This window comes from Catenovulum maritimum (assembly GCF_001050375.1).
Lineage (GTDB): Bacteria > Pseudomonadota > Gammaproteobacteria > Enterobacterales > Alteromonadaceae > Catenovulum > Catenovulum maritimum.
In genome coordinates this window covers 375,394-398,702 of sequence record NZ_KQ130482.1, presented here as the reverse complement: position 1 = coordinate 398,702, position 23,309 = coordinate 375,394, and the positions used below count along the sequence as shown (strand labels likewise).

Here is a 23,309-nt window from a genome sequence, read left to right as displayed (position 1 = left end):
TAAAACACACCAAATTAAAACTGATGCTGCCTTAATGCACGCCTTTGCCATGTAGAAAAATCACTCTGGATTAAGTCGAGTGATCTCGCTAAATATCTTTCTAGGTCCGATGCAACTACTTGGCTACAAGCTTGCTGTTGTTCGTATATTAATAACTGAGCTAACGCAGATTTACGTTCTGGGCTATCCATTAGATAATAGATAAATGACCAGCTCGTTGCATACAGAGATTGTCTCAACTCTCCATCCCAATCAGTTTTAGTGGCATTCAATAACTGTTTTAAGGGTAATAGCTTAGCGCTAATGTAATTATTGTTTGACCAACTTGGATTCGGTAAAAAATGCTTAGTTTGGTATCTAATAGACAGGTTTTCATTATACTCAGATAGACCTTCATTCAACCATCTCGGAAGTTGGCCGAATATACCGTGATGAATCGCGTGACTTGCCTCATGTAAGCTGACGCTTAATGTTTTAGCTTCACTGTGTTGCATCAAAATCGCCGCTTTTTTACTTTTGTGTAAATAAAAACCTGAAGCATTATCAGCATCAGCGTAGCTATTTTCTTCAGCAAAATTTAAATAATCGACTCTATCTGCAAACATGTGTTGATCTATATACACTTTTTGTAATAAACCGAAACCCACAAGGGCGTGGTAGTATTTAAATATCTGGGTAATTTTAGCACTTAACTCCGGTTTAAACTGTGCGGATAAGCCTGTAACATCTAATTTAAGATCAAAATAATCCAGTGATGATTCTCCCCCGACATACTCAACTTTTTGCAAATCTAAATCCGGTTGTTGGCTGCTAATATGTCTAACGCCACTGTCGTCTACCCACACATATAAACCTCCATGCTTTTTAACCTTAATTTCTTCTTTGCCTGATCTTGTACAAACTAGATATGGATTATCCGCATGATTTAATTTATGTGTTTTTGTTGTCTGGTTATCCCTTGGTGGGACTAAAATTTCAGCTTCATTCAATTCTTTGAGTGATTTTTGTTGGTGCGAAGAAAGTTTATCTGGTGGCGTTTTGTTTAGCGCTAAGCTGGAAAATTCAGGTTTTGGTTTAACGACTCTTTGAGGGATTTCAACACGCTTATTATCCACTTGACTCTCTAGCAAGAAATAGTCTTTAGTGGCATACAGAAGTTGGTTATGGGTTAAATAATCAATCCACACCAAGCTGAATCCTAATGTAACCAAAAATGCGAGTACGAGTTTAATTTGTCGCATAATACGTCCTTGTATTTAATGTTAATTACCAATAGCGCAATTAATCAACTTTTTTAACTTGATAATGTCTTGAAACATTCTGAGTTTGTTTTCCCCAATCAGATTGCTTTACTCGAGCTTGGTGAAAATCAAATGCTGCCTTGTTGATAAATTCTTCATAGACATAAAATTTGCAAGCTTGTTCTGCATCTTGATTAACTTCAAAAATAATACAACCCGCTTCAGCTTGGGTTAAAGCGCTATGAATCAGCAACGCAGATTTTATTTCTAATAACTCATTTTCAGGAACTAAGATATGCCCTTGTAAAATAATTTTTGCCAAACTTTATCCTTTCATTTTACCCTTGGATGTAAATGCTAAGTAATATAGATTAGCTCGATTGTTGGACATACCTTCCCACATAGAGAGAAAGAAAATCAAGTATATGTTTAAACAACCGAATAAGTATTAGCAACCCTAACTACAGCAAAAATTAGCGTGAAATAATTTGATACTAGGTTCACACATTTGTATTTTCGTGACCAAAAGCAAAGCGTAATTAGTTCCTTTTGTTATAGCGTTCACAGATTTCATCTTTAAAGCATAAGGATTTGATCTTATTGTTAAAGCCAAGAACAAACTTGATTTGTTCCAGTCGAGATTTAGTGACTAATGGAAATATAAAATGAGCTCGGTTCAATAATTAAGATAAATAAAATAATTTCTAGCCTAAAACAAGGACACAGAAACAGGAGATTGCTGTGAATATAAAACAAACATATTCTAGTCTACTGCTAATAGGATCGTTAACTCTAATAGCTTGTAATGATACCAAAATAGAGATATCTAATCATGATTCAGAACAACCAGACCCGCCAGTGGAGGTTCCACCACAAAACCCCGCGATTGAACATGCAGTAAGACTAAATAATGATTCTTGTGTCCCACCAGCTGCCGTAGTGACAACAGGCTCTCCAACAAAAACCAAAGCATTCCCTAATCTACCTGCTATACCGAATGTGCTGGCGATGGTTCAACCTCAAAACGATAATAGTTATTGGCTGTTACTAAACCGCTCAGGAAAAGTCTTCCACATAGAGAATAATTATAATGTGACTCAGTTTAATCAAGTACTAGATATCGGCAGTAAAGTATCAACCAATGGCGAAATGGGCATGACAGGCATTGCCTTTCATCCTAATTTTGGCCAAGCCGAGAATCGAGTTTTTATTTTATATAATGATATTAACAATCAAGGACGTTCGACACTCTCTTCTTTTAATTTCGACACAACTAATTGGCAAATAAATGCCAATAGCGAAAAAGTCATACTCACGCTTGATCAACCAATCCCCTTCCATAATGGTGGCGATATCGCTTTTGGTAATGATGGAATGTTATACGCCTCGTTTGGCGATAGTGAAATGGATTTTCATTCGCAGAACTTACATAACCTCTATGGAAGTTTAATCAGGATCGATGTGGACACATACCCTTATACCATTCCAAACGATAACCCGTTCAATACAGGGCAAGCGATTTGCCAGCACTTTGAAGATACTCGCACGAGTGATTGTCCAGAAGTATTTGCTTATGGCTTCCGTAACCCTTGGCGATTTAGCATCGATAGCCAGACAGGTATACCTTGGGTTGGTGACGTAGGCGATAGCCGTTACGAAGAAATAGATAGAATTATATCTGGTGGTAATTACGGCTGGCCTATCATGGAAGGAGCCCATTGTATCCAAGCGAATTGTGACCAATCGGCTTACCAACTGCCCATTTCAGATTACGGGCGAGATTCAGGCGTGTCTGTCGTAGGCGGCTATGTTTATCGCGGTACCGAATCACCGAGTTTATTCGGCCAATATATATTTGGTGATATATATAGCGGCAATTTCTGGCAAGTGGCTGCAGATGCGTTAGTCGGAACTGATGAATCAAGTTTAATCTCAAGCCACGGTATAGCGGCTATGGCACAAGGTAACAATGGCGAAGTTTACCAACTACAATTTTTTAGTGACGATGAAACAGAAACAGGTATCAATGTGTATAAAATTTCTGGAGGCGGTGGTGTAAATGCCACTATGCCAGATAAATTAAGTGATACCGGATGTTTTGATCCTATCAATAAAAGCTCTGCTCAAGGTGTATTTGAATACTCAATAAACAATTCATTGTGGTCTGATGGTGCTTTAAAGCAGAGAGCATTTGCGATTCCAAACAACACAAAAATAGATGTTCAGTTAGATGGAGACTTCTTATTCCCAGAAAATAGTATCCTCATTAAACATTTTCTCGATGGTGATACATTTTTAGAAACTCGGCTATTAGTGAATCATTCTACGGGTTGGCAAGGCTATAGTTACGAATGGAATTCAGAGCAAACTGAAGCAAATTTATTATCAAGTGGAAAAACGACAAAAAGAGATGGTTTTACACATACTTTTCCAAGTCAAAACCAGTGCGGGAGTTGCCATACTAATGCAGCAAACTTTAGTTTAGGTGTAGAAGTAAGCCAGTTAAATAAACAAGATCCAAACATCAATGCGAACCAAGTTGATTACTTAACTAGTGCTGGTTATTTTTCCCAGCCAATTTGGAGTAGCGAGTCCGATAAATTGTTTGCTTTAGATGATTCATCCGTTAGCTTAGAAGACAGAGCCAAAAGTTATTTACATTCAAACTGCTCAGGTTGTCATCGACCAGGCACAACCAATCGTTCCACTATGGACTTAAGAATGTCAACTCCATTAAATAACATGAATGTTTGTGAGTCCGATCCTATTTTAACGAATCTAGGAGATGATAGCGCTAAGTTAATTAAGCTAGGGGACGCAGATAGTTCCGTTTTATTAATGCGAATGAAATCAAATGATCAAAACCTAACTATGCCACCTATCGCAAGGTTAAAAGAAGATACAGCAGCGACTCAATTAATATCAGAGTGGATAAACACGCTTCAAACTTGTGATTAGCTAATCATAAAGCGCACATATCGCTGTTATGTGCGCTTTGCTCATAATTCACATGAATTTATCATTGACCACTTAATATAAAATGCAGCTGCGACAATAGTAAAAATGTACTAATAAACCAGCCGCAAGTCCAAAGTAAAGCTTCAGACATAGAACGTACCTTAGATTCTTTTTTTATTGCCCAAGGTAAATAAAGATTGGATAAATTAAACACAACAAAGATCAATAAAATATAAGCAAAAGAAAAAGGTTGATACAGCAGGATATCAAAACCAAGTGTAGATTTTGTACCATAACTGGTACTTAAAAGTTGAGCAAATAAAGGCAAGCTAGCAGCAATTAAGCCTAATAGTCCATTCGTGATGAGTCGATTCATTCCTTGACCTACGGTTAATGATTACATTTCCTCGATAAAATTAAACTAGCACAAATTTAAAAATAAACAAAAATGGCCTAGAACTTTTGAAAAAATCTTAGGCCATGTTTCTTAAACTAATTACAACTTAGAACACTGCTCGAATCGACAATTTGAGCATCTCCAAATCTTGGATTTTTTGGGTCATCTCCAGCAAGATAGTAGAAAGATCTTGGAGCTCTAGGGCCTTGACCTTTGAAAGCACCAACTAATTGGCCATTATCTCGGACAGCATCAAACCATAAACGCCCCTTAGTAGATACATTTTGCTGCATGTAACTATTACTGTAACCGCCAGGAACATTCGCGAGAAAGTTGTTGATGGGTGAAACAACGCCTGCGCAACCAAACACAGGGCCTGTTGAGTTGAAATTACGAACATCATTATTAATCATATTAAGATTTCGATAGCCAATAGCATAAAACACGTTTTGACCCGTGCCTGAAATGACATTATCAGCGTAAGTTAAATTTTTAGAGGCTTGTGCAATATTCCAAAACGCACCATGATCATTAAATGCAAGCACAGTAAATGCATTTGCGCCTGACCCTTTAGCCCCGACAACGATATGATTAGCTTGCACAACAATATTTTCTCCATTGTGTTCAACATTAATTGCAGAGCCAAAACCATAACTTGCATTCGCCACAGGCGTTACACCATCAGCTTGAGTAATATAATTTAATCCAGTGCGTAAATGATTCCCCACAACATAAATATTTGCGACTGTTGCCAATGCAATACCAAACTCGCGAGTTTGACCAATGGTCCAAACATTGCCATCAGAATGCTGATAGTAGCCAATTTTATTATTGTTGATTACTGCTTCGCCGATTGTATTAGAATAATAAACGGGTTTATCTGTAAATCTTTGACGTTTTTCAGACCATGGATTTTGAAAGCCAGTCCCAACAAATCCAGCACCATCATTACCGCCATCAAGAGAAATGGCTAAACGCATATTTTCTGCATTAATTAGGTTATTGGAAATATTTAATTTACCACCGTACATACCAATAACTTCGCCATTCATCTGAATACTTACATTAGCAAGTAATGCATCATCGACTCTATCTACATCTCTAAGTAATTCCACTGCTCGGTTAATGTTTTGAAACGTATTATAAGAAATATTTAAATCTTGCGGTAAAATGCCGACAGATGCGACCCCAATTGCACTATCAAAAAAGTTAACATTGACAGCAGAAAAAGCTTTGGGATTAGCCGCATAACTCGTTGCAGGCAGGTTAATTAAAGCGCTATTACTTGTGTCGTCACCCGCTAAAGAAAGTAACTGTTGATTCGTATTTGCGCCTATACCCTCGAGTGTAATATTTTGAACTGTCACATTTTTATATTGAACATTTATAAGCGGATTATAAAAAACGGTATTACGTCTAACTAATTTAGAACCTCTATTCGACTCTGCGCCCGTAATGATAACTGAAGATTTAACATCGATTTGGCCGTAAATGTTAATCGTACCATTCACTCTAATGGTATCTACTGTGTCTAAACCATTATTTTTAGCTGACTCTAAAGCTGTGTTTAATTGTGCTTCAGTATAAACATTGTAGGTAGACGCTTGTGTAAAAAAACTCGTTAAACCCAATGCTGCGACTAAGCCAATTTTTTTACATTTATCTAAATTAAATACATTCATTTAAATCTAATACCTCAAATCAAGCTGTAATAAAAAACTTATATTTTGTTAAGTTAGTGCAGCACAATAATACACAAGAACAACCAAAATACAATATATTGTTAACAATTAACCTTTTTATTAGGCATAACTAATAGTGTCATTTTTTATGTTAACTAGCTTAAAAGTAGATAAATACACACATCGACTTACCGAGAAGATACTGCGTCAGTGTGTAATAAAAGATTCGATAGATGAAAATGTTCATGATTGGATTGCTGTTACTTAGAACACTATTCGTGTTTAGTTGTATTACTAGTGGCACTTTTTACCTAACCTTAACTCAGGATAAGAATTAGCTAACCCCATGAAGCTATTGAATTATTAAATTTTCACAGTGTAACTAACGACACGTAAAACACTACACCTTTGTGCTAACTGGCAGATTAAACTGAGCTAACGGCAAGTAAAACAATACACCTTTGTGCTATTTAGTATGTTTAGACGAGTTGATGCCAAGTAAAACACTACACCTTTGTGCTACTTGGCAGATTAAACTGAGCTTACGGCAAGTAAAACACTACACTTTTGTGCTATTTAATATGTTTAGACGAGTTGATGCCAAGTAAAACACTACACCTTTGTGCTACTTGGCAGATTAAACTGAGCTAACAACAAGTAAAATACTACACCTTTGTGCTAGTTGGCAGATTAAATTGGGCTAACGGCAAGTAAAATACTACACCTTTGTGCTATTTAGTATGTTTAGACGAGTTGATGCCAAGTAAAACACTACACCTTTGTGCTACTTGGCAGATTAAACTGAGCTAACAGCAAGTAAAATACTACACCTTTGTGCTATTTAGCATGTTTAGACAAGTTGATGCCAAGTAAAATACTACACCTTTGTGCTATTTAGCATGTTTAGACGAGTTGATGCCAAGTAAAATACTACACCTTTGTGCTATTTAGCATGTTTAGACGAGTTGATGCCAAGTAAAATACTACACCTTTGTGCTATTTAGCATGTTTAGACGAGTTGATGCCAAGTAAAATACTACACCTTTGTGCTATTTAGCATGTTTAGACGAGTTGATGCCAAGTAAAATACTACACCTTTGTGCTATTTAGCATGTTTAGACGAGTTGATGCCAAGTAAAATACTACACCTTTGTGCTATTTAGCATGTTTAGACGAGTTGATGCCAAGTAAAATACTACACCTTTGTGCTATTTAGCATGTTTAGACGAGTTGATGCCAAGTAAAATACTACACCTTTGTGCTATTTAGCATGTTTAGACGAGTTGATGCCAAGTAAAATACTACACCTTTGTGCTATTTAGCATGTTTAGACGAGTTGATGCCAAGTAAAATACTACACCTTTGTGCTATTCAGCATGGTTAGACGAGTTGATGCCAAGTAAAATACTACACCTTTGTACTATTTAGCATGTTTAGACGACTTGATGCCAAGTAAAATACTACACCTTTGTGCTATTCAGCATGGTTAGACGAGTTGATGCCAAGTAAAACACTACACCTTTTCAAAATTATTTGCTTTGAAGTTAATTATTCGGAGCAAAAGCATGCTCTGACTTAACTGAGATAATAAAACTCACAGCTGTGAATATGGTGAAGTAGGACATAAAATAGCAATAAGTTTGAAAATTAACGTTTTAAATATGGTTTTTACGAGTCGTCTAGCTAGGGTGTGTTGATCTTTTGAGTACAATTTTGCAGCAGTTTGTTTGAGATTTAGACAAAGCATAGCGATTGAAATGTAGTGAGCTACCTGAATGAGCTATAATGCTGTATATCTCGCGCCGCGATCAAAAAGTGTTTAATAAGAACAAAATATGTACAGAAAACGTCAACACCCCCTAAGATACGAAAGTAAATAATTACACTTTTAAGAGATAGTTAGAGTAAAAATTTACACCTTATAAAATTAGAAATAAACGTTAACAATACAATAACTTATCGATAACACCAGGGTTGAATATGAAACAGTTTAAAAGCGTTTATCTTTACACCTATAGCTACGAATAAAGAACTAAGCAAAATATGCTTAGTTCTTATGTTCAGCTTTTTTCTGTTTTGAAAAATAGCCGATTTTATTCATTAATCAATCTGAATAGAATCTAATGCGTTCAAGTCAGTATTACATTGCGTTTTGTTGTTTAAATTTTTCAATATCAAACCAAAGCCGATCATCGTCTAATGGCGTTAATGGTGAAATTTCTTGATTTGACACTTTTAAAATAATCCGTTTATCTATCTGGCTTTTAGCTAAACCTTCTTTAATTAACGGGTGATTATAAAATTGCTTATCAAACTGTCCATCTTCTATCGCCTTCATAAAACCAGATAAAATGAGTTGATGGAGCGCTTTATTTTCTTTATTAACAAAAATATATGCGGGTAAGGGATAAACAATCATTAATGACTTTTCTACTTCTAAGTCTAGTTCTGGATAGTTCAGCATCTCGCTCCAAGGCGAATATAGACTTCTTGGGAAATAGTCAAATCTTTCACCATCCAACATATGGAACAAATTATTATATTTATTGGTACTGACTAAGTTGAGACCTGCTTTTTTCAGTATTCTAGCATCAGTCCAGCTAGTTACTTGCCCTGCTCTAAGCTTTGATAATGCAGCTAGGTTATCTATGTTGTCAAATTTGGCTTGGTTACCTTTTTTGATTAAGAATATTCTGTGGCCAAGTAAACCTTTAAATAATGGAATGCGGACAGGTAAACAAGATTCCTCATAATCAACCGAAGTACCGACCCAAGCAACATCAATTCTGCCGGATTCTAACTCTTTTAATAATTTAGTTTGATTGAGATATTGAGCTTGCTCTTGAAAAGTAAACTGCTTGTCACTATAGGAAAGTGCCAGTTTGAGCATTTTAAATTGATAATCTTCTTTGGCAGAGCTAATTTTATTGTGTCTAATTTGTTCATAACCATAACTTGTATTTAGCACTAGACAGCATACAAGCAAGAATAAAGACTTAAATCCAACCGACATAAAACACCTCAAGCATACATATTGTTTTACATAAAATAATATACAAATGAATGTAATCTTACTTATTGTAAATTTATCAAATATAAAAAAAGTATTAATTCATCGAGCATACATTTCAAACGACCACACTGGCATTGCTCGGTGCCTTGCCAAAATTAATTTTAGATCGTGACATTTTAGTCAACAAATCCAATTAATGACAAAAATTAAAACCATTTATTAACAACCAAAAAACTTTATACACAAAATAGCAAAGAATAATACATCAGGCAAGAAAAATGTAATACACAATGTAAAACAATTAAATAATAATGTTTTACATTCATTTTAAAAACAATGAATCTTGAATTGAAAAATTATATTGCTTGTATTTTTTTTGCTTAGCAGCTGAAAGCGACTTAAAGTCTAAATGGTCAAAAATTGCTTTAGATTTTAAGCTAACAAGTAATTTATCTACTTTAATTTTATCTTCTTGGGTCAACAACAATAAGGTTTGAGAAAAAGTGACTTGCTGCTCGGAGCTCGCTTTAGCAAAATCAAAACCTGATAAGTAATCATAAATTAATACCAGTGCAAATCCCCCGTGTAAAAAGTGCCCACCCACACTTGCATAAATATCCCCATTGGCAACGCCAGCTAAGCTTTCAAGATTCCAGTCTATCCCGCCAATAATCACATTGGTCTCATTACGTTTTTTCATCGCATCTGATACACCTAGGGCTAATTCATCGTTAGCACACCAAATTACCGATAAATTAGGGTATCGCTTAGTAATAGAACGGTATACACGCTCTCCTCGGCTTCGTTTCCACGAACCAAATAAATATTGTTTGAGGTCAACATTAAGTGTTTGTACTGAAGACATTAAGCCTAAATGACGGTCTATATTAGCAGAGTGGCCATATTCACCACCAATCGCAACCATAGCTGGGGTTTTGCCATTTATTTTACTCGCTTTGTCAATTAAGGCATTGGCGAGGATTTTACCTGAGGCAACATCGTCTGTAATAAATTGGCCTATCCAATACTTGTATGATTTACGCGGTATGAGTTGCTTGTTACTGTGATTAAAATGAGTAATAAAAGTAAAAACTGGGATGTTAGCTTTTTCAAAAATTTCTAAGACTTCATTACCTTTGTCTTGATAATTACCAAATAAAACAGCATCGAATGCTACCTTGCTTTCTGTAATCTGATTGGCTTTAGCCACCATCTCAAATCGATTTTTATCGTATAAAAAAATTTCAACTTGAATATCTAAATCTTTTGCAGCATCAATGATAAAGTCATGAGTCAACTGCCAAAATTGGTTTCCTTCATTAAAAACAACCTGTCCATTGGTGTCTGCTTTCATTGGTGCTAACCAGGCGACCCGCTTACTAGCTATTGCATGTTGACAACTCATTATTAATAACAAGATCACACAATATACTTTTCTCATGGCGCCTCCAAAAAAGCTCTTCCCTGAGCTTACACACACTACAGGAACTGTTAATCAGCCCGAAAAAATCGAGCTGATTTATAATGAGCTAAGTATAGTAGCTAGTTGAGATTTCTACCTCTTTTGATGACCCCATAATAACAGGTACTCTTTGGTGCAAAGTTTCTAACTCTAGATCTAAAATATCTGCAGTACCGTTAGAAGCCCTTCCGCCGGCATTTTCAACTAGCATTGCCATTGGATATGCTTCGTATAACAATCTTAATTTAGCTGGTTTATTCGGATCTCGATTATCACTAGGGTACATAAAAATACCACCACGAGATAGAACTCGGTGAATATCACCAACCATCGCGGCATTCCAGCGCATATTAAAACGTTTTTTGCGTACGCCAGTTTCACCTAAAAGCAAATCATCAATATAACGACTTGTAGGCTCATACCAAAACCTAGCGTTAGCCATATTAATTGAAAACTCTTGGGTTTCAGCCGGAACGCTCACTTGCTCATCTGTTAATAAAAAGCCGCCATGGGTTTTATCAAGTGTAAAACATCTAGTACCCTTACCTGTTGTTAGCATCAACATTGTTGATGGGCCATAAAGGACATAACCAGCAGCAAGTTGATTACGACCTTTTTGTTGGAACTGACGAGGATCATCCTGTGCCAGCCCTTCAACAGCAGGGAAAATAGTAAAAATAGTACCTATTTGACCATTAATATCTATATTAGAAGAACCATCTAAAGGATCAAAAGCTATGATGTATTTACCGTTTGCATTGCCTGCAACTATGTCATCTTCTTCTTCTGATGCAATTGCAGCGACATTACTCTCAGTCAACAACATATTTTTTATCAGTTGATTAGCAATAACATCGAGTTTTTTTTGGGTTTCACCTTGAATATTTTCATCTAAGGTTGAGCCTAAAACGTCACCTAACGCGCCTTGGCCAACTCTGAAAGCAATTTCTTTGCAGCTAGCAAGGACAGTTCTAATCACCATGATCAAGTCTAAATCGACTTGATCTTGTTTTAATGTATATATCAGTCTTTGCATATTAACCGTCCACCGAACAACGATTAACACAATTAAGATCCGCAAAAGTAGTGGCTAAACGCGCAGCCATTTGCTGTTCCATTTTTCTTAACCAAACTCTTGGATCATAATATTTTTTATTTGGCTTATCTTCACCTTCTGGATTACCGATTTGTGCCTGTAAGTAACCTTCATTTTCGATATAAAAATCTTTTACGCCTTGCCAGCTAGCCCACTGTGTATCGGTATCGACATTCATTTTTATCACACCGTAATCAATCGCATCACGTATATCTTGAATGTCAGAGCCTGAGCCACCGTGGAAAACAAAATCTAGACTATTGTGTGCTAAACCAAATTTTTCGCTAACGAATTGCTGAGAATTCTTTAATATCTCAGGTGTAAGTTTGACGTTACCCGGCTTGTAAACGCCATGCACATTTCCAAACGACGCAGCTATGGTGAATTTATGACTAATTTCACTCAAAGTTTTATACGCATATGCCACATCTTCAGGCTGAGTATATAAAGCTGAGCTATCTATACCAGTGTTATCAACGCCGTCTTCTTCACCGCCTGTACAACCTAATTCGATTTCTAAAGTCATATCGATTTTAGCCATACGTTTTAGGTATTCTGCGCAAATTTCAATATTTTCCTGCAAACTCTCTTCTGATAAATCTAACATATGAGAGCTAAACAAAGGTTTCCCCGTTTGCTGATAAAAAGCTTCACCTGCATCAAGTAAGCCATCTATCCAAGGTAATAATTTTTTCGCAGCGTGATCTGTATGTAAAATAACGGGTACGCCATAAACCTTAGCAGCATGATGCACATAATGAGCGCCAGCAATGGCCCCCTGAACAGCAGCATCAATTGAAGATAACTCAGAGCCTTTACCAATAACAAAACCTGCACCACCATTTGAAAATTGAATAATGACAGGTGAATTAGCTATTTTTGCAGCTTCTAATGTTGCATTAATAGAATTTGTACCTACTACATTAATAGCTGGTAAAGCGAACTTATTTTGTTTTGCATAGGCGAATAAAGCACTGACATCTTCGCCAGTCACAACTCCGCCTTCTGTTAATATTTTTGCAACTTGAGGATTTAAATTTGTAGTCATACTAATATCTCCAACTTAAGCTAATTGTGCTTCTGCTTGATTGGTCGCTTGCTGACAAATGTCAACAAAGTGTTCAGGGTCTAAGCTCGCGCCGCCTACCAATAAACCGTCTATATCATCTTGATTCAATAATTCTTTGGCGTTGGTTTTATTGACGCTACCGCCATAAAGTAAACGAATATTTTGACCCGCTTCTTCACCAAACATACTAATTAATTCATGGCGAATAAATTGGTGAATTTCTTGCGCCATTTGAGGTGTTGCGGCCTTGCCGGTGCCAATAGCCCAAATTGGCTCATAGGCAATACAAATATTCTGCTGCTGCACATCTATGCCTTCTAAACCTTCCGTTAGCTGGCGTATTAACACATCTTTAGTAATTTGATTCTCTTGCTCTTCTTGGTTTTCACCAATACACAGTACAGGCGTTAAGTTGTTTTCTAATGCTCTTTGCACTTTAATTCGGCAACTCGCATTGTTTTCTCTAAACATGGAGCGTCTTTCAGAATGACCTATTAAGCAATACTTACAGCCAGCTTCTTTCAGCATTTGCGCCGACGTTTCACCCGTATAAGCACCAGATTCAAATTTACTGACGTTTTGGCTACCAATTCGAATTTCGGAATACTGTAAAAAATTTAACATGTCACGAATATAAATATACGGTGGACAGACAACAATTTCAGCTTCGTAGTGTTTACGAATAAATGAGACAACTGAGCTACACATTAGATCAATGCCGCCATTCAATTTCCAATTGGCTATAATGATGGGCCTTCTTGTATGCATAAGTATTACCTATTAAGTATCCTCAAAATGAGTTTAAAGTGACTACCTTGTCACTTTGGGCGCTAGTAAATATGACACTCAATTTTAAGCTTGTTGAACAAACTCACATTCTTGAGTGATTTTTTGCCACTCTTGGTTTTTAACCCAAGATTTATCAGCCAACCAAGTTCCACCAACAGCAGCAACATTAGCTAGCTCTAAGAAGCTATCCACATTAGATCGGTTAACCCCACCCGTTGGGCAAAATTTCACTAAAGGAAATACACTACCAACGGCTTTCAAGAAATTAACACCGCCAGATAACACAGCAGGGAATAATTTCATTTCGCGGTAACCCGCTTCATACGCTAAAGCAACATCAGAAGTTGTAGAAACACCAGGGATTACAGGTACTGGACAGGTTTTTAACGCTGCTAATAATGTCGGCGTGATTGCTGGGGTAATAATAAAATCAGCCCCCATGCTTAGCGCCTTATCAAGCGTTTCTTTGTCTAAAATTGTGCCTGCACCAACAATCAAATCAGGTAAATTTAGTTTAATTTGTTTTAATGCTTCTAAAGAAGCTGGCGAACGTAAAACAAGTTCAACTACCTTTACACCACCAGCTTGCATAGCTTCTGCAACCTTGATTCCGTCTTCGACTGTATCAACTTGAATAATTGGTAAGACTTGCTGTTTCCCCATTAAATCAGAGAAGTTTTTCATGAAATTATCACCCTTGTATTAGGCTGCTGGCCTAGATAATGTAAAAGATTGTTTAGGAACAATCGCACCACTGTATTGAATTACGATAGCTGCCGCTTGTGCAGCTAATTTCACTGACTCTTCAATTGTCATTCCGGACAATCGAGCGCCTAAATAAACACCATTGAACGAATCACCGGCAGACGTTGTATCGACAACATGATTAACTGGTGTAATTTCTATGTTGTAAGTTTGTGATCCCTTAATGCAAGTTACCATTTGTGGGCCGTCTTTAATCACAACCTCGTCAATTGAATAACTTGCTAGAAATGCCTGTATTTGTTGTCCAGTCTCTAATTGATAAAGCTGCTTAAAATCATCAACACCCGGTAATAATAAATCGGATAGTTCAAATGATTGTTCAAAAGCTTGTTTGGCTTTTGCTGGTGTTTGCCACAGCCTAGCTCGATAATTTGGATCAAATACTATCTTGCAACCGGCCGATTTAAGCTTCGTCACTAATTCAAAAAAAGCACTTAAATCTTCTTCAGGCAAAATGGCAAGTGAAATACCGGAGAAGAAAAACATATCGACATCTTCTAAATTTTTAGCCTGAGCGTGAGTCATATTTTTCATCACTTGTCGCGCGGCAGAATTATCTCGCCAGTAAACAAAGGTTCTTTCACCTTCGTCATCTGTGTTGATTAAATACGCACCCGGTATCAAGTTATCTGATTGGTTGATAAGGCTATTATTTAGGCCTTCTGCATTAAATTGCTCAAGCATACTGTCACTGATTGAATCATGACCGACACAAGTAAATAACCCAGCATCTACAGAAGGAAATACCCGTTTTAAATACACAGCGGTATTATATACATCACCACCTATAGACTGCTTAAGTAAGCCATCTTTAACCGAGCTTAGTTCAAACATACACTCGCCCATTAATGCAATTTTATTCATCAAAATTAACCTTTTTTACGGCTTCAACAGACCCATCAACCAGACTGCCAATTACACAACGACTTATACTCAGAAAGGAGCCTTTCCTTCCTCACGCCAATACTATAGCGACGTCAACATCACGCTTATATCTATATGCTGACGCTGCTACATTCACTCACTAGAAGAGCTCAATATTTTTAGTGAGCGTATATTCTTGACCATCAATAACGAAAGATTGAGTGATTGCAGAACCTGTTTGGTAAGCTAATATCATATCTTCAGCACGCGCTCGTTTAATGATGACCAAATTAACAGAGCCCTGTTTTTGTTGCTCTATACTCGTAATCAAGCTTTCACTATCAAGTGTGTATTCTTTAGATGGATTGTACTCACCATGAGCTTCAATCACGCTGACAAATTGATGTTTACGTTTACCATCGACCCTTAAGATAAATGCATTATCATGACGTAAATTAAAGTCAGGATCATTCGCCCCTGTCGTCACAAATAAAACCTCTCCACCCTCTTCATTTAGAGTATTCAAGGTATAAAAACGTCCGTTATCATTAAGCCAAGTTAACTTTGCTAAGCCTTCTTTTGGCTGAGCTTGTGCTTTTAACCACAAGTGTTGATAGCCATTTGCTTGACCTAATGCAGTTAAGGATTCCAGCTCAGGCTGATATTTGAAATTAGCTTGAATGAAATGGCCTTCATAATGAAATGGCAAATCATATTGATGCTCAGATTTTGATTCAACATCAAAAATATCAAGGATTAAATCAGAGTCGCCATCCTTTATCAAAGCTATCGTTCTTGCTAATTTGACACCTTTATAAGCCGTACTGATTTCTGCTGAAACAATTGTTGCTTTGTCTGATTCAGCAAAAAATGTTACCTCGGGGTGGTTCATATTTCCGGTATCAGTATCAGCATCAAAATGGCTAATTTCATCAACAACCACAGTATTGTGAGCAACCGTTTGTTTCGCGTAAGTTTCATTTTCTGGTAAGTAACGACCACCAAACTTAGCTTCTACATTTAAGAATCTAGCTGCGCCATAATCAGATAATATTTCACGACCTTTGTCGTAAAAAGATAGATTTAGCTTATCAAAATGACCATGACCTAAACCCTGAGCCGTAGCTTTAAATGTCACAACGCTTGAGTCACTTTCGCTACCAGTTCTCAGAACGGCAAACGCACCATCTTTACCAGTGGCACCATCGCCAAATAATTGAGTTTTAAATTGATAAGGCTGAGCCAAATTAGCATCTAGTGCTTTGGCTACTTTTAAGCCGTCACCCGTTAAAATAATTTGATTTTGCTGTTGTGCTAAACCCAATAAACCAGCCTTTTTGGTAACACCATAAGCAATGGCAACACCATGAACTAATTCGATTGTATCTATACCTTTATCTTTGATGGCGTCATTAATTGGAAAAAACAAACCCGCATAGCTTAACTGAGCAGTTGCTTCTATCGCTTTTAATAAAACCTGACCTCTGTGTTCAAAAATTTTACGTTCTGGCTGATTATTTTCAATCGCCTTTGCAAAGGTAACAAACGGCATTAATGCATATCGCTGATAATAAGGCCCTTCATTATAATAGCCTTCTGGCGAAAACAACTCATCTAACTGGCGCATAAATCCGCCAGTTCCGGTCTTATCTAAACCATATAATGATTTTTCAACCCATTCATCTTCACCTAATACAAAACCTGTCATACCAACCGCGCAAGTAGCCCAAGTTCCGTGGTTATGCACTTTATTAAAAGTATTTGGTGACTCTTCTGATAAGAATAAGGCAACCGGTCTTAAAGCACCTTGCTCAATAACCTGGCGATCTTCTGCAGATAAAGCAGGTAACACAGCATCATAAGCTTGTATTGTATGAACTAACCAAACAGCTTCATTTAATCCCTGCCAGAATAACTTACCTGGATTTGAGCTTTTACGCTCAGGATGTAATGATAATTTTGGATATAACTCAGCATACTTAACTAAAACATCTCTGACAAAATCCGCATACTTCTGTTGCTTGGTTAACTGATAAATAATGCCAGCATCGTACATAAGTTTGTAATTATTCTTATGTACTTCGTGCGTGTAACCACCACCCGCGTCTTTTGGAAAAGGAACATTAATCGGTTCTAAAATAGCGATATCTAGAGCTGATTTAGTTGCTTCAAATGTCGCTTTAAATCGCCCTTCAACGTTCAATTGAGATCGCATAGCCTCAACATCAGAAAATGTATTGACCAGGTTAGGATGCGTGATTTGCTGAACGGTTTTATCTGCCAAGATTTGTCCCGCAACACTTGGGAAAGTCGTTAGAGTGAAACTACTTACCCCGAGTACACAACTCAAAACAATGCTTTTATTTAATTGGCTTAAGTTCATCAGTTAACCCTATCCTTATTGATACGTGTTGTTAGTGATTTTTGCAGTTGATGCTTGTTTAAACACCAACTCAACGGCTTCTGGTTTAGCTGTAGCAGTAAATTGATTGTTCTCGATCTCAGTGACAGGATCACCGACTGTATGTTCAACCTTTATCAGCTCACTTTGGGTAAATTGATTGCCAGAAACATAGCTTTGTTGCACACCGTGAAGTTTAATCGCGGCATTAATTTTATTGCGTTTGCTATGGCCAATATTATGTATCTTGTTACCTTTAACATAAGCATGAGGACCAAAAGTACTTTCATCCGTCCCGCCACGGTAAAGGTCAAGTAAAGCACCACCTATATTGTCGAACTCATTGTCTTTCAGTGTGACATACTCAGCATTATATATACCTAGGTCATCAGTCTCTTTGTTCAAACGTAAGAAGTCACCAGTAATATTTTTGAATACGCTATTCTTGATTGTGATGTGATCAGCAAAGCTACGAGAACCAGCATCAAAGAAATGATAAGAATGATTAATATCCAAATCAATGACTCTGCTATTTATCACAGTTAATTGATAGTTATAAAACATACCCCACTTTTGGGTTCTAATCAGTGTATTACCGCTTGAATCAGGTGCTTTTAAACCACTTATAGTCAATCCATCAATTTTTAGTGCGCCAAAATTTTGTATTTCAAACAATGTACTTCTTTCTGGATACACAACAACATTGGCATTATCTGCAGCTTTAATCGTTAAGACTTTATTCAACATTAAGATTTTACTAACAACATATTCACCAGATTCAAGTTCGATAATGTCACCTGAACTCGCCGCTGAAACTGCTTTTGAAAGTGCGCTATCCGCTGGCGAGACTTTGACTAATTTGCCACTATCAAATTGCTTAGCAAGATCAGATTTATCATACCAAGTTGGACCAGTTTTCGCTTTATCAATCACAAAATCTAATTGTGCACCATAGTTTTTAGAGTTCGCCACAAGCAAGCCATTCGCATCTTTGTTTAGCTCTATTGCTTTTTTGCTGACAAAACCACTATTAATTTTACTCAAGTTAAAGTTAGCTAGATTGTCACTAAACTTAATACCTGAGATATCATCAAAAATACTAAACGGTGTTTGCTTAGACTGATTTACCAGCAGGTTGCGCTTAAACACTGAATTAATTGGTGCCGCCGTGCGCTCAGAATCAGCACCCGCTGCCAAATGAATATTATCTATGTCAATAAAGGTGTTATTTTCAATTAATGCATTTTCTACTTGGTGATAACGATTAATTTTAGAATTAGGTACACCATTCATAATAGTAAAACCACTACCAAATCGGCTACCCGTTAAACCTGATAAATAGTTATTGCGGATAATTTGGTCTTTATTAATAACTCGAATACCACCTGTGTGATTAACCCCATTTCCAATAAATAGATTTGATTCAACTAAATTACCATTACCGTGACGAAGAGTTAACGTACCTTGAGATTCAAAAAATACGTTATTTCGTAATATATTCTTTCCAGATTTAACTGAAATAATTTCAACTTCACCATCACATCGATCAAAATAGTTATTCTCAACTAAAGTGTAAGAGTTAGATAATGAGTAATGGCTAGTACCTATGCGTAAAGTTTCGCCGCCATTAGAGCCAAATATTGGTCTCGGACCAAAATAATTATGATCGATTCTATGACGATTTTCTTGGCTCTCTTTGGTATTTAAACGAACAGCCATAGTCACACCTTTATTACGTTTACCACGTAAAAAAGAGTGATCAAATCTATTATTTTGGCCATACATGCCGACCCAATAGTCAGATTCAAAACGATCAGGATTACTATATTCGTCAATAACAACTTCAGTAACTCGGCTATTATGAGCTAATTCTTTACTGTTATATTTAAATGAAATAACCTCGTTTGTAGGTGTATATCCATCTTTAAAAACCAATCCCTTAACGATTAAGTATTCTCCAGCTATACGTAAATTAGACAAACCAGATAGAATGACTTTACCTTTAGTTTCAGCAGTTAAGGTTATAGGATTAGCTTTCGTTCCTTTACCTTTAAAAACAATTTCAAAATCTTTCCATACCCCATTTTTTAAAACTAGAACATCACCCGCTTTTAATTTTTTTGTAACTTGACGATATTCTTGTTGTGAGCCTACTAAATATTCAGCCGCAACTGAATTTTTGATTAAGGCTAAGCTTGTTAATACTAGAACTAAACAAGCTAAAATATTTTTAATAATTAATTTCATATTCCCAACCTCTTGGAAAAAAATAGAGCGCCCTAAATAAAACGGAGCGCTCCCGAAGGACAGACTTAATCGTTAAAATCTATTCCACTAAACACAATGACAAACAGCTGAACTCGTTATTGCGTTTTTCTTTGTAGTTATGTTTTTCATAATGCTTGAACCTTTATTTTGGTTACTTAGTATTCAATCAATAAATGACTGATAATTCATTCTAACCAAACACCCCTTAATATGTCAAACAAAATACAATAATTTGACTTACAATATTTTTTAGAATATAACCATTATGTATGATAAGTGTTTTTATTATTTTTGGTTTTACGACTGTCACCTATAAGCACTAACAAATAAGGGGATTGATGGGATAAAACTATGGTTATCAACCAATATCTTTAGAGAATAAATATGAAAAATAAAAGAATGTTTTGGCACATAGTTGAAAAAATTGAAGCGAGAATAGATTCTGGGGAATTTGCTCCAGGTTGCCGTTTGCCGCCTGAACGAGAATTTGTAGAAACTTACAAAGTCAGTCGTCCGACAATTAGAGAAGCAATCATTGCACTAGAAGTTAGAGGACGCGTTGAAGTAAAGACAGGTTCTGGTGTGTACGTGTTAAACAACCAACATGAAGCACCTAACAACCTAAAAATAAGTGCATTTGAATTAACCCAAACTCGTGCTTTATTCGAAGGTGAAGCAGCCGCCCTAGCAGCAGTGACAATTTCAGATGAAATAATACAATCCCTAGAAAAAACCATGTCGCAAATGGAATCCGGGGTAGAGGTCGACAAGGCAGATAAAGAATTTCATTTTCTAATTGCTAAAGCCACTAAAAATAATGCAGTACTAACTGCGATACAAGGGTTATGGAAAATAAGAAGCAGCAGAGCTGAAGTCGTCAATGCCTATAAAGACATATGTAATCAAGGGCATGACAAGCGCTTAGAAGAACATAGAGAAATACTTAAAGCACTAAAAACGCATAACTCATCAGCAGCCAGAACCGCTATGCATAAACACTTTGAGCGTTTGATAAATGCATTATTTGATGCCAGTGAAGCGAAGGCATTAGAGCAGGTTAAAAAGAAAACGACAGAGACTAGAGGCTTATATTCACTTGATCATGTCGTAGCAGGCAGAAACACTTAGCGATTCGGGATAACAACTTGCTTTCTTGAGGGCCTTTTTCCTGATAACAGCTTTAATTCGATTGTAAAGTCCGGCTGTTATAAGAAAAATGACATGCCTAAAATGAGAATAGTGTTAGATACAGTTAATTGGCTAATTTCTTATCTAGAACTCAAGTAGGGCACGGGGATAACACGTATCCCCTTGTAGGTTTTATGAGAAGAATAAACCTGCGTTAATATCTACGCAGTTACCTGTCATATAAGAAGATTCGTCAGACGCTAAAAACGCAGCTAACTTAGCCACTTCTTCAGATGTACCTTCTCGTTTTAATGCAGTTGCACCAGCAACATTTACACGAACTTCAGGCTTAGTAAAAGTGTCGTGGAAACCAGTGCTAATCATACCTGGGCACAAGCTGTTTACACGAATATCAGGACCTAACTCTTTAGCTAAACCGCGAGTAAATGTCATTATAGCGCCTTTACTAGTTGCATAAGCCACAGCACCAGGGCCACCACCATCACGCGCTGCTTGAGAAGCAAAAGTAACGATACTGCCGCCTTTATTGATGTGCGGGATACAAGCTCTTGTCATCATGAATAATGAAGTTAAGTTAACATCCATTACTCTATCCCAGTGACTATCACTCATTTCAGCAATTTTCACACGATCGATCAAACCACCAGAAACATGTAATAAACTATCTAGGCTACCAAAAGTTTCTACCGTTTTGCTAACAACATGTTCAACATCTTCTAATTTTGTTAAATCTGCTTTAATCGCAATGGCTTTAACACCTAATGCTTCAATTTCTTTGACAGCGTCTGCAGCAGAAGCATCACTTGAGTAATAAGTAATACATACATTAGCACCTCTTTTGGCTAATTCAATTGCGCATGCCTTACCAATATCACGACCACCACCAGAAACAAGTACAGTTTTACCCTTCATATTAGTTACCTTTTTATCTTGACCAAAGTTTTGTGTATTACACCACACGAAAACATGTATTACAATTCAATTGTAGTCACAACTTACAAATAATACAAAAGGTCAAACAATAAAAATAAATTTAATTCAGACAAAAAATAACAAGATTTGAATAACCAACTAATAATACTGGGAAAATAATCATCTACATCCTGCTTAACCAAGCGCCTCTCAACTTAATGAAAGTAATAAATTACGAAAGCGACTGTGTTCACTTCAACCGGGGAATTGGTTTTACAACCCAAGGTTCATCCGTAACAGGCTAATTAGATTTTTGGTTAGCGGTCCCAAAAGGTATGTGGACAGAAGGTAAAAACGCGGAAGAAGCCTGTAAATGCAATTTTTGATCGTCAAAAAACATATGCGGCTTTATCACTTCAAGGACTTTTAACTTTTCAACCCCGCCCATAAAGTAGGCTTGATTAACCATAATATCCCAAGCTTTCATCGTCTTAATCACCCGCTTATGTGAAGGTGCATTACGCGCCGTAACAATAGAAACATTTAAAATAGGTCGGTAACTGGCATCATTTTCTGACAAGGCGAGTTCTAACTTTTGAATGCGAGAGATTCGTTGTAAGAAGTTCTTTAAAGGACCAGGTTTATGAGGAACATCTTGGTGTTCAGCTTCGTAAGCATGAAAATCTGATATGGATTTCGAGTTCCTATATATTAATTCAGATTCATCATCTGCCAGCACACCATCAAAATCAAAAGCAATTCTAAGTTCAGTGTCTGCTATATCATCTAAAATATGACCAGATAAAATTTGACCAGCAGGGTAACCAGCCGCCACTGCCTGTTGAACGTCTTCAATATTTGCAGATAAAAATAACTCGATATTAAAAGCAGGTATGTATTTATAAGGCGATTTTCCTTGGAGAAAAACGGCTCTGCTAATACCTAGCTGATAATGCTCGATCGAATTCATGACCCTTAACCCAGTATCTGGATCATTTCGAGACAACAAAATAACTTCAACAAGCGGATCGTCCGGGGAACTTAATTTATTTAGACTCAGTAAACGCCGAATAAGTGGAAATGCAACGCCTTTATTGAGTGGCCGGTCTAAATTTTGTTGCTGGTATTGCCTGTATTCTGATTCGCCATGGTTACGATAAACGGTATCAGCTTCAGTTAAATCAAACAAAGCACTAGAAGATAACCCTATAACTAGGCGGGTTGTCAGATCATATGGCATTTT

Annotated in this window: 17 protein-coding genes; 2 read left to right on the top strand and 15 right to left on the bottom strand. The window is 36.7% G+C overall.

Annotation, left to right across the window (positions count from 1 at the left end; translation table 11 throughout):
* Positions 1-14: 14 nt before the first annotated feature.
* Complete coding sequence (locus tag XM47_RS01430) at positions 15-1,241, bottom strand: hypothetical protein (protein WP_048688547.1); 1,227 nt, start codon at positions 1,239-1,241, stop codon at positions 15-17.
* Between the two features lie 40 nt (positions 1,242-1,281).
* Entirely contained in the window at positions 1,282-1,563 is a 282-nt protein-coding gene (locus tag XM47_RS01425; protein WP_048688545.1) for a putative quinol monooxygenase, read from the bottom strand.
* Between the two features lie 419 nt (positions 1,564-1,982).
* On the opposite strand from XM47_RS01425, the gene XM47_RS01420 reads away from it, so the two are divergent.
* Positions 1,983-4,199, top strand: a complete 2,217-nt coding sequence (locus tag XM47_RS01420; RefSeq protein ID WP_048688543.1) for a PQQ-dependent sugar dehydrogenase — start codon at positions 1,983-1,985, stop codon at positions 4,197-4,199.
* A 61-nt stretch (positions 4,200-4,260) separates the two neighbouring features.
* On the opposite strand, the gene XM47_RS01415 is transcribed toward XM47_RS01420, so the two are convergent.
* The 11 genes from XM47_RS01415 to XM47_RS01365 form a co-directional block, all read right to left on the bottom strand.
* Positions 4,261-4,575 carry a hypothetical protein gene (locus tag XM47_RS01415; protein WP_048688541.1) on the bottom strand — a complete coding sequence of 105 codons (315 nt, stop codon included), beginning with the start codon at positions 4,573-4,575 and terminating at the stop codon, positions 4,261-4,263.
* Positions 4,576-4,691: 116 nt separating this feature from the next.
* On the bottom strand, positions 4,692-6,278 hold the full coding sequence (locus XM47_RS01410; protein ID WP_048688539.1) for a hypothetical protein: 1,587 nt from the start codon (positions 6,276-6,278) through the stop codon (positions 4,692-4,694).
* 2,140 nt (positions 6,279-8,418) lie between these two features.
* Complete coding sequence (locus tag XM47_RS01405) at positions 8,419-9,291, bottom strand: type 2 periplasmic-binding domain-containing protein (RefSeq protein ID WP_053084489.1); 873 nt, start codon at positions 9,289-9,291, stop codon at positions 8,419-8,421.
* A gap of 322 nt (positions 9,292-9,613) precedes the next feature.
* Positions 9,614-10,645: an ABC transporter substrate-binding protein gene (locus XM47_RS01400; protein ID WP_172656485.1), complete on the bottom strand. Its 1,032-nt coding sequence runs from the start codon at positions 10,643-10,645 to the stop codon at positions 9,614-9,616.
* 175 nt (positions 10,646-10,820) lie between these two features.
* Entirely contained in the window at positions 10,821-11,789 is a 969-nt protein-coding gene (locus XM47_RS01395) for a class 1 fructose-bisphosphatase (RefSeq protein WP_048688535.1), read from the bottom strand.
* Position 11,790: 1 nt separating this feature from the next.
* The gene (gene fbaA, locus XM47_RS01390) at positions 11,791-12,897 is read right to left on the bottom strand and encodes a class II fructose-bisphosphate aldolase (protein WP_048688534.1); all 1,107 of its coding nucleotides are present in this window, start codon (positions 12,895-12,897) and stop codon (positions 11,791-11,793) included.
* Between the two features lie 15 nt (positions 12,898-12,912).
* Positions 12,913-13,686, bottom strand: coding sequence for a triose-phosphate isomerase (tpiA, locus tag XM47_RS01385; RefSeq protein WP_048688531.1), 774 nt, complete (start codon positions 13,684-13,686; stop codon positions 12,913-12,915).
* Between the two features lie 84 nt (positions 13,687-13,770).
* Positions 13,771-14,391 carry a bifunctional 4-hydroxy-2-oxoglutarate aldolase/2-dehydro-3-deoxy-phosphogluconate aldolase gene (gene eda, locus XM47_RS01380; RefSeq protein WP_048688528.1) on the bottom strand — a complete coding sequence of 207 codons (621 nt, stop codon included), beginning with the start codon at positions 14,389-14,391 and terminating at the stop codon, positions 13,771-13,773.
* Between the two features lie 18 nt (positions 14,392-14,409).
* Positions 14,410-15,336: a sugar kinase gene (locus tag XM47_RS01375; RefSeq protein ID WP_048688525.1), complete on the bottom strand. Its 927-nt coding sequence runs from the start codon at positions 15,334-15,336 to the stop codon at positions 14,410-14,412.
* 160 nt (positions 15,337-15,496) lie between these two features.
* Complete coding sequence (locus XM47_RS01370; protein WP_053084488.1) at positions 15,497-17,719, bottom strand: alginate lyase family protein; 2,223 nt, start codon at positions 17,717-17,719, stop codon at positions 15,497-15,499.
* 15 nt (positions 17,720-17,734) lie between these two features.
* Positions 17,735-19,984 carry a polysaccharide lyase 6 family protein gene (locus tag XM47_RS01365; RefSeq protein ID WP_078061800.1) on the bottom strand — a complete coding sequence of 750 codons (2,250 nt, stop codon included), beginning with the start codon at positions 19,982-19,984 and terminating at the stop codon, positions 17,735-17,737.
* Between the two features lie 405 nt (positions 19,985-20,389).
* Between XM47_RS01365 and XM47_RS01360 the strand changes: the two genes are divergently transcribed.
* Entirely contained in the window at positions 20,390-21,133 is a 744-nt protein-coding gene (locus XM47_RS01360) for a FadR/GntR family transcriptional regulator (RefSeq protein WP_048688523.1), read from the top strand.
* A gap of 192 nt (positions 21,134-21,325) precedes the next feature.
* Here the strand turns inward: XM47_RS01360 and XM47_RS01355 are convergent, their stop codons facing one another.
* Both XM47_RS01355 and XM47_RS01350 read right to left on the bottom strand, forming a co-directional pair.
* Positions 21,326-22,066: an SDR family NAD(P)-dependent oxidoreductase gene (locus tag XM47_RS01355; RefSeq protein WP_048688520.1), complete on the bottom strand. Its 741-nt coding sequence runs from the start codon at positions 22,064-22,066 to the stop codon at positions 21,326-21,328.
* Between the two features lie 301 nt (positions 22,067-22,367).
* Positions 22,368-23,306, bottom strand: a complete 939-nt coding sequence (locus XM47_RS01350) for a 5'-nucleotidase (RefSeq protein ID WP_048688517.1) — start codon at positions 23,304-23,306, stop codon at positions 22,368-22,370.
* Between the last annotated feature and the right edge of the window lie 3 nt (positions 23,307-23,309).

Bases quoted from the DNA above. Each gene is read 5' to 3' on its own strand.
- XM47_RS01400 (WP_172656485.1), bottom strand. From the start codon at position 10,645: ATGAAAGCAGACACCAATGGACAGGTTGTTTTTAATGAAGGAAACCAA.
- XM47_RS01430 (WP_048688547.1), bottom strand. From the start codon at position 1,241: ATGCGACAAATTAAACTCGTACTCGCATTTTTGGTTACATTAGGATTC.
- XM47_RS01415 (WP_048688541.1), bottom strand. From the start codon at position 4,575: ATGAATCGACTCATCACGAATGGACTATTAGGCTTAATTGCTGCTAGC.
- eda (WP_048688528.1), bottom strand. From the start codon at position 14,391: ATGAAAAACTTCTCTGATTTAATGGGGAAACAGCAAGTCTTACCAATT.
- XM47_RS01365 (WP_078061800.1), bottom strand. From the start codon at position 19,984: ATGAAATTAATTATTAAAAATATTTTAGCTTGTTTAGTTCTAGTATTA.
- XM47_RS01410 (WP_048688539.1), bottom strand. From the start codon at position 6,278: ATGAATGTATTTAATTTAGATAAATGTAAAAAAATTGGCTTAGTCGCA.
- XM47_RS01360 (WP_048688523.1), top strand. From the start codon at position 20,390: ATGAAAAATAAAAGAATGTTTTGGCACATAGTTGAAAAAATTGAAGCG.
- XM47_RS01375 (WP_048688525.1), bottom strand. From the start codon at position 15,336: ATGAATAAAATTGCATTAATGGGCGAGTGTATGTTTGAACTAAGCTCG.
- XM47_RS01370 (WP_053084488.1), bottom strand. From the start codon at position 17,719: ATGAACTTAAGCCAATTAAATAAAAGCATTGTTTTGAGTTGTGTACTC.
- fbaA (WP_048688534.1), bottom strand. From the start codon at position 12,897: ATGACTACAAATTTAAATCCTCAAGTTGCAAAAATATTAACAGAAGGC.
- XM47_RS01355 (WP_048688520.1), bottom strand. From the start codon at position 22,066: ATGAAGGGTAAAACTGTACTTGTTTCTGGTGGTGGTCGTGATATTGGT.
- tpiA (WP_048688531.1), bottom strand. From the start codon at position 13,686: ATGCATACAAGAAGGCCCATCATTATAGCCAATTGGAAATTGAATGGC.
- XM47_RS01395 (WP_048688535.1), bottom strand. From the start codon at position 11,789: ATGCAAAGACTGATATATACATTAAAACAAGATCAAGTCGATTTAGAC.
- XM47_RS01350 (WP_048688517.1), bottom strand. From the start codon at position 23,306: ATGCCATATGATCTGACAACCCGCCTAGTTATAGGGTTATCTTCTAGT.
- XM47_RS01405 (WP_053084489.1), bottom strand. From the start codon at position 9,291: ATGTCGGTTGGATTTAAGTCTTTATTCTTGCTTGTATGCTGTCTAGTG.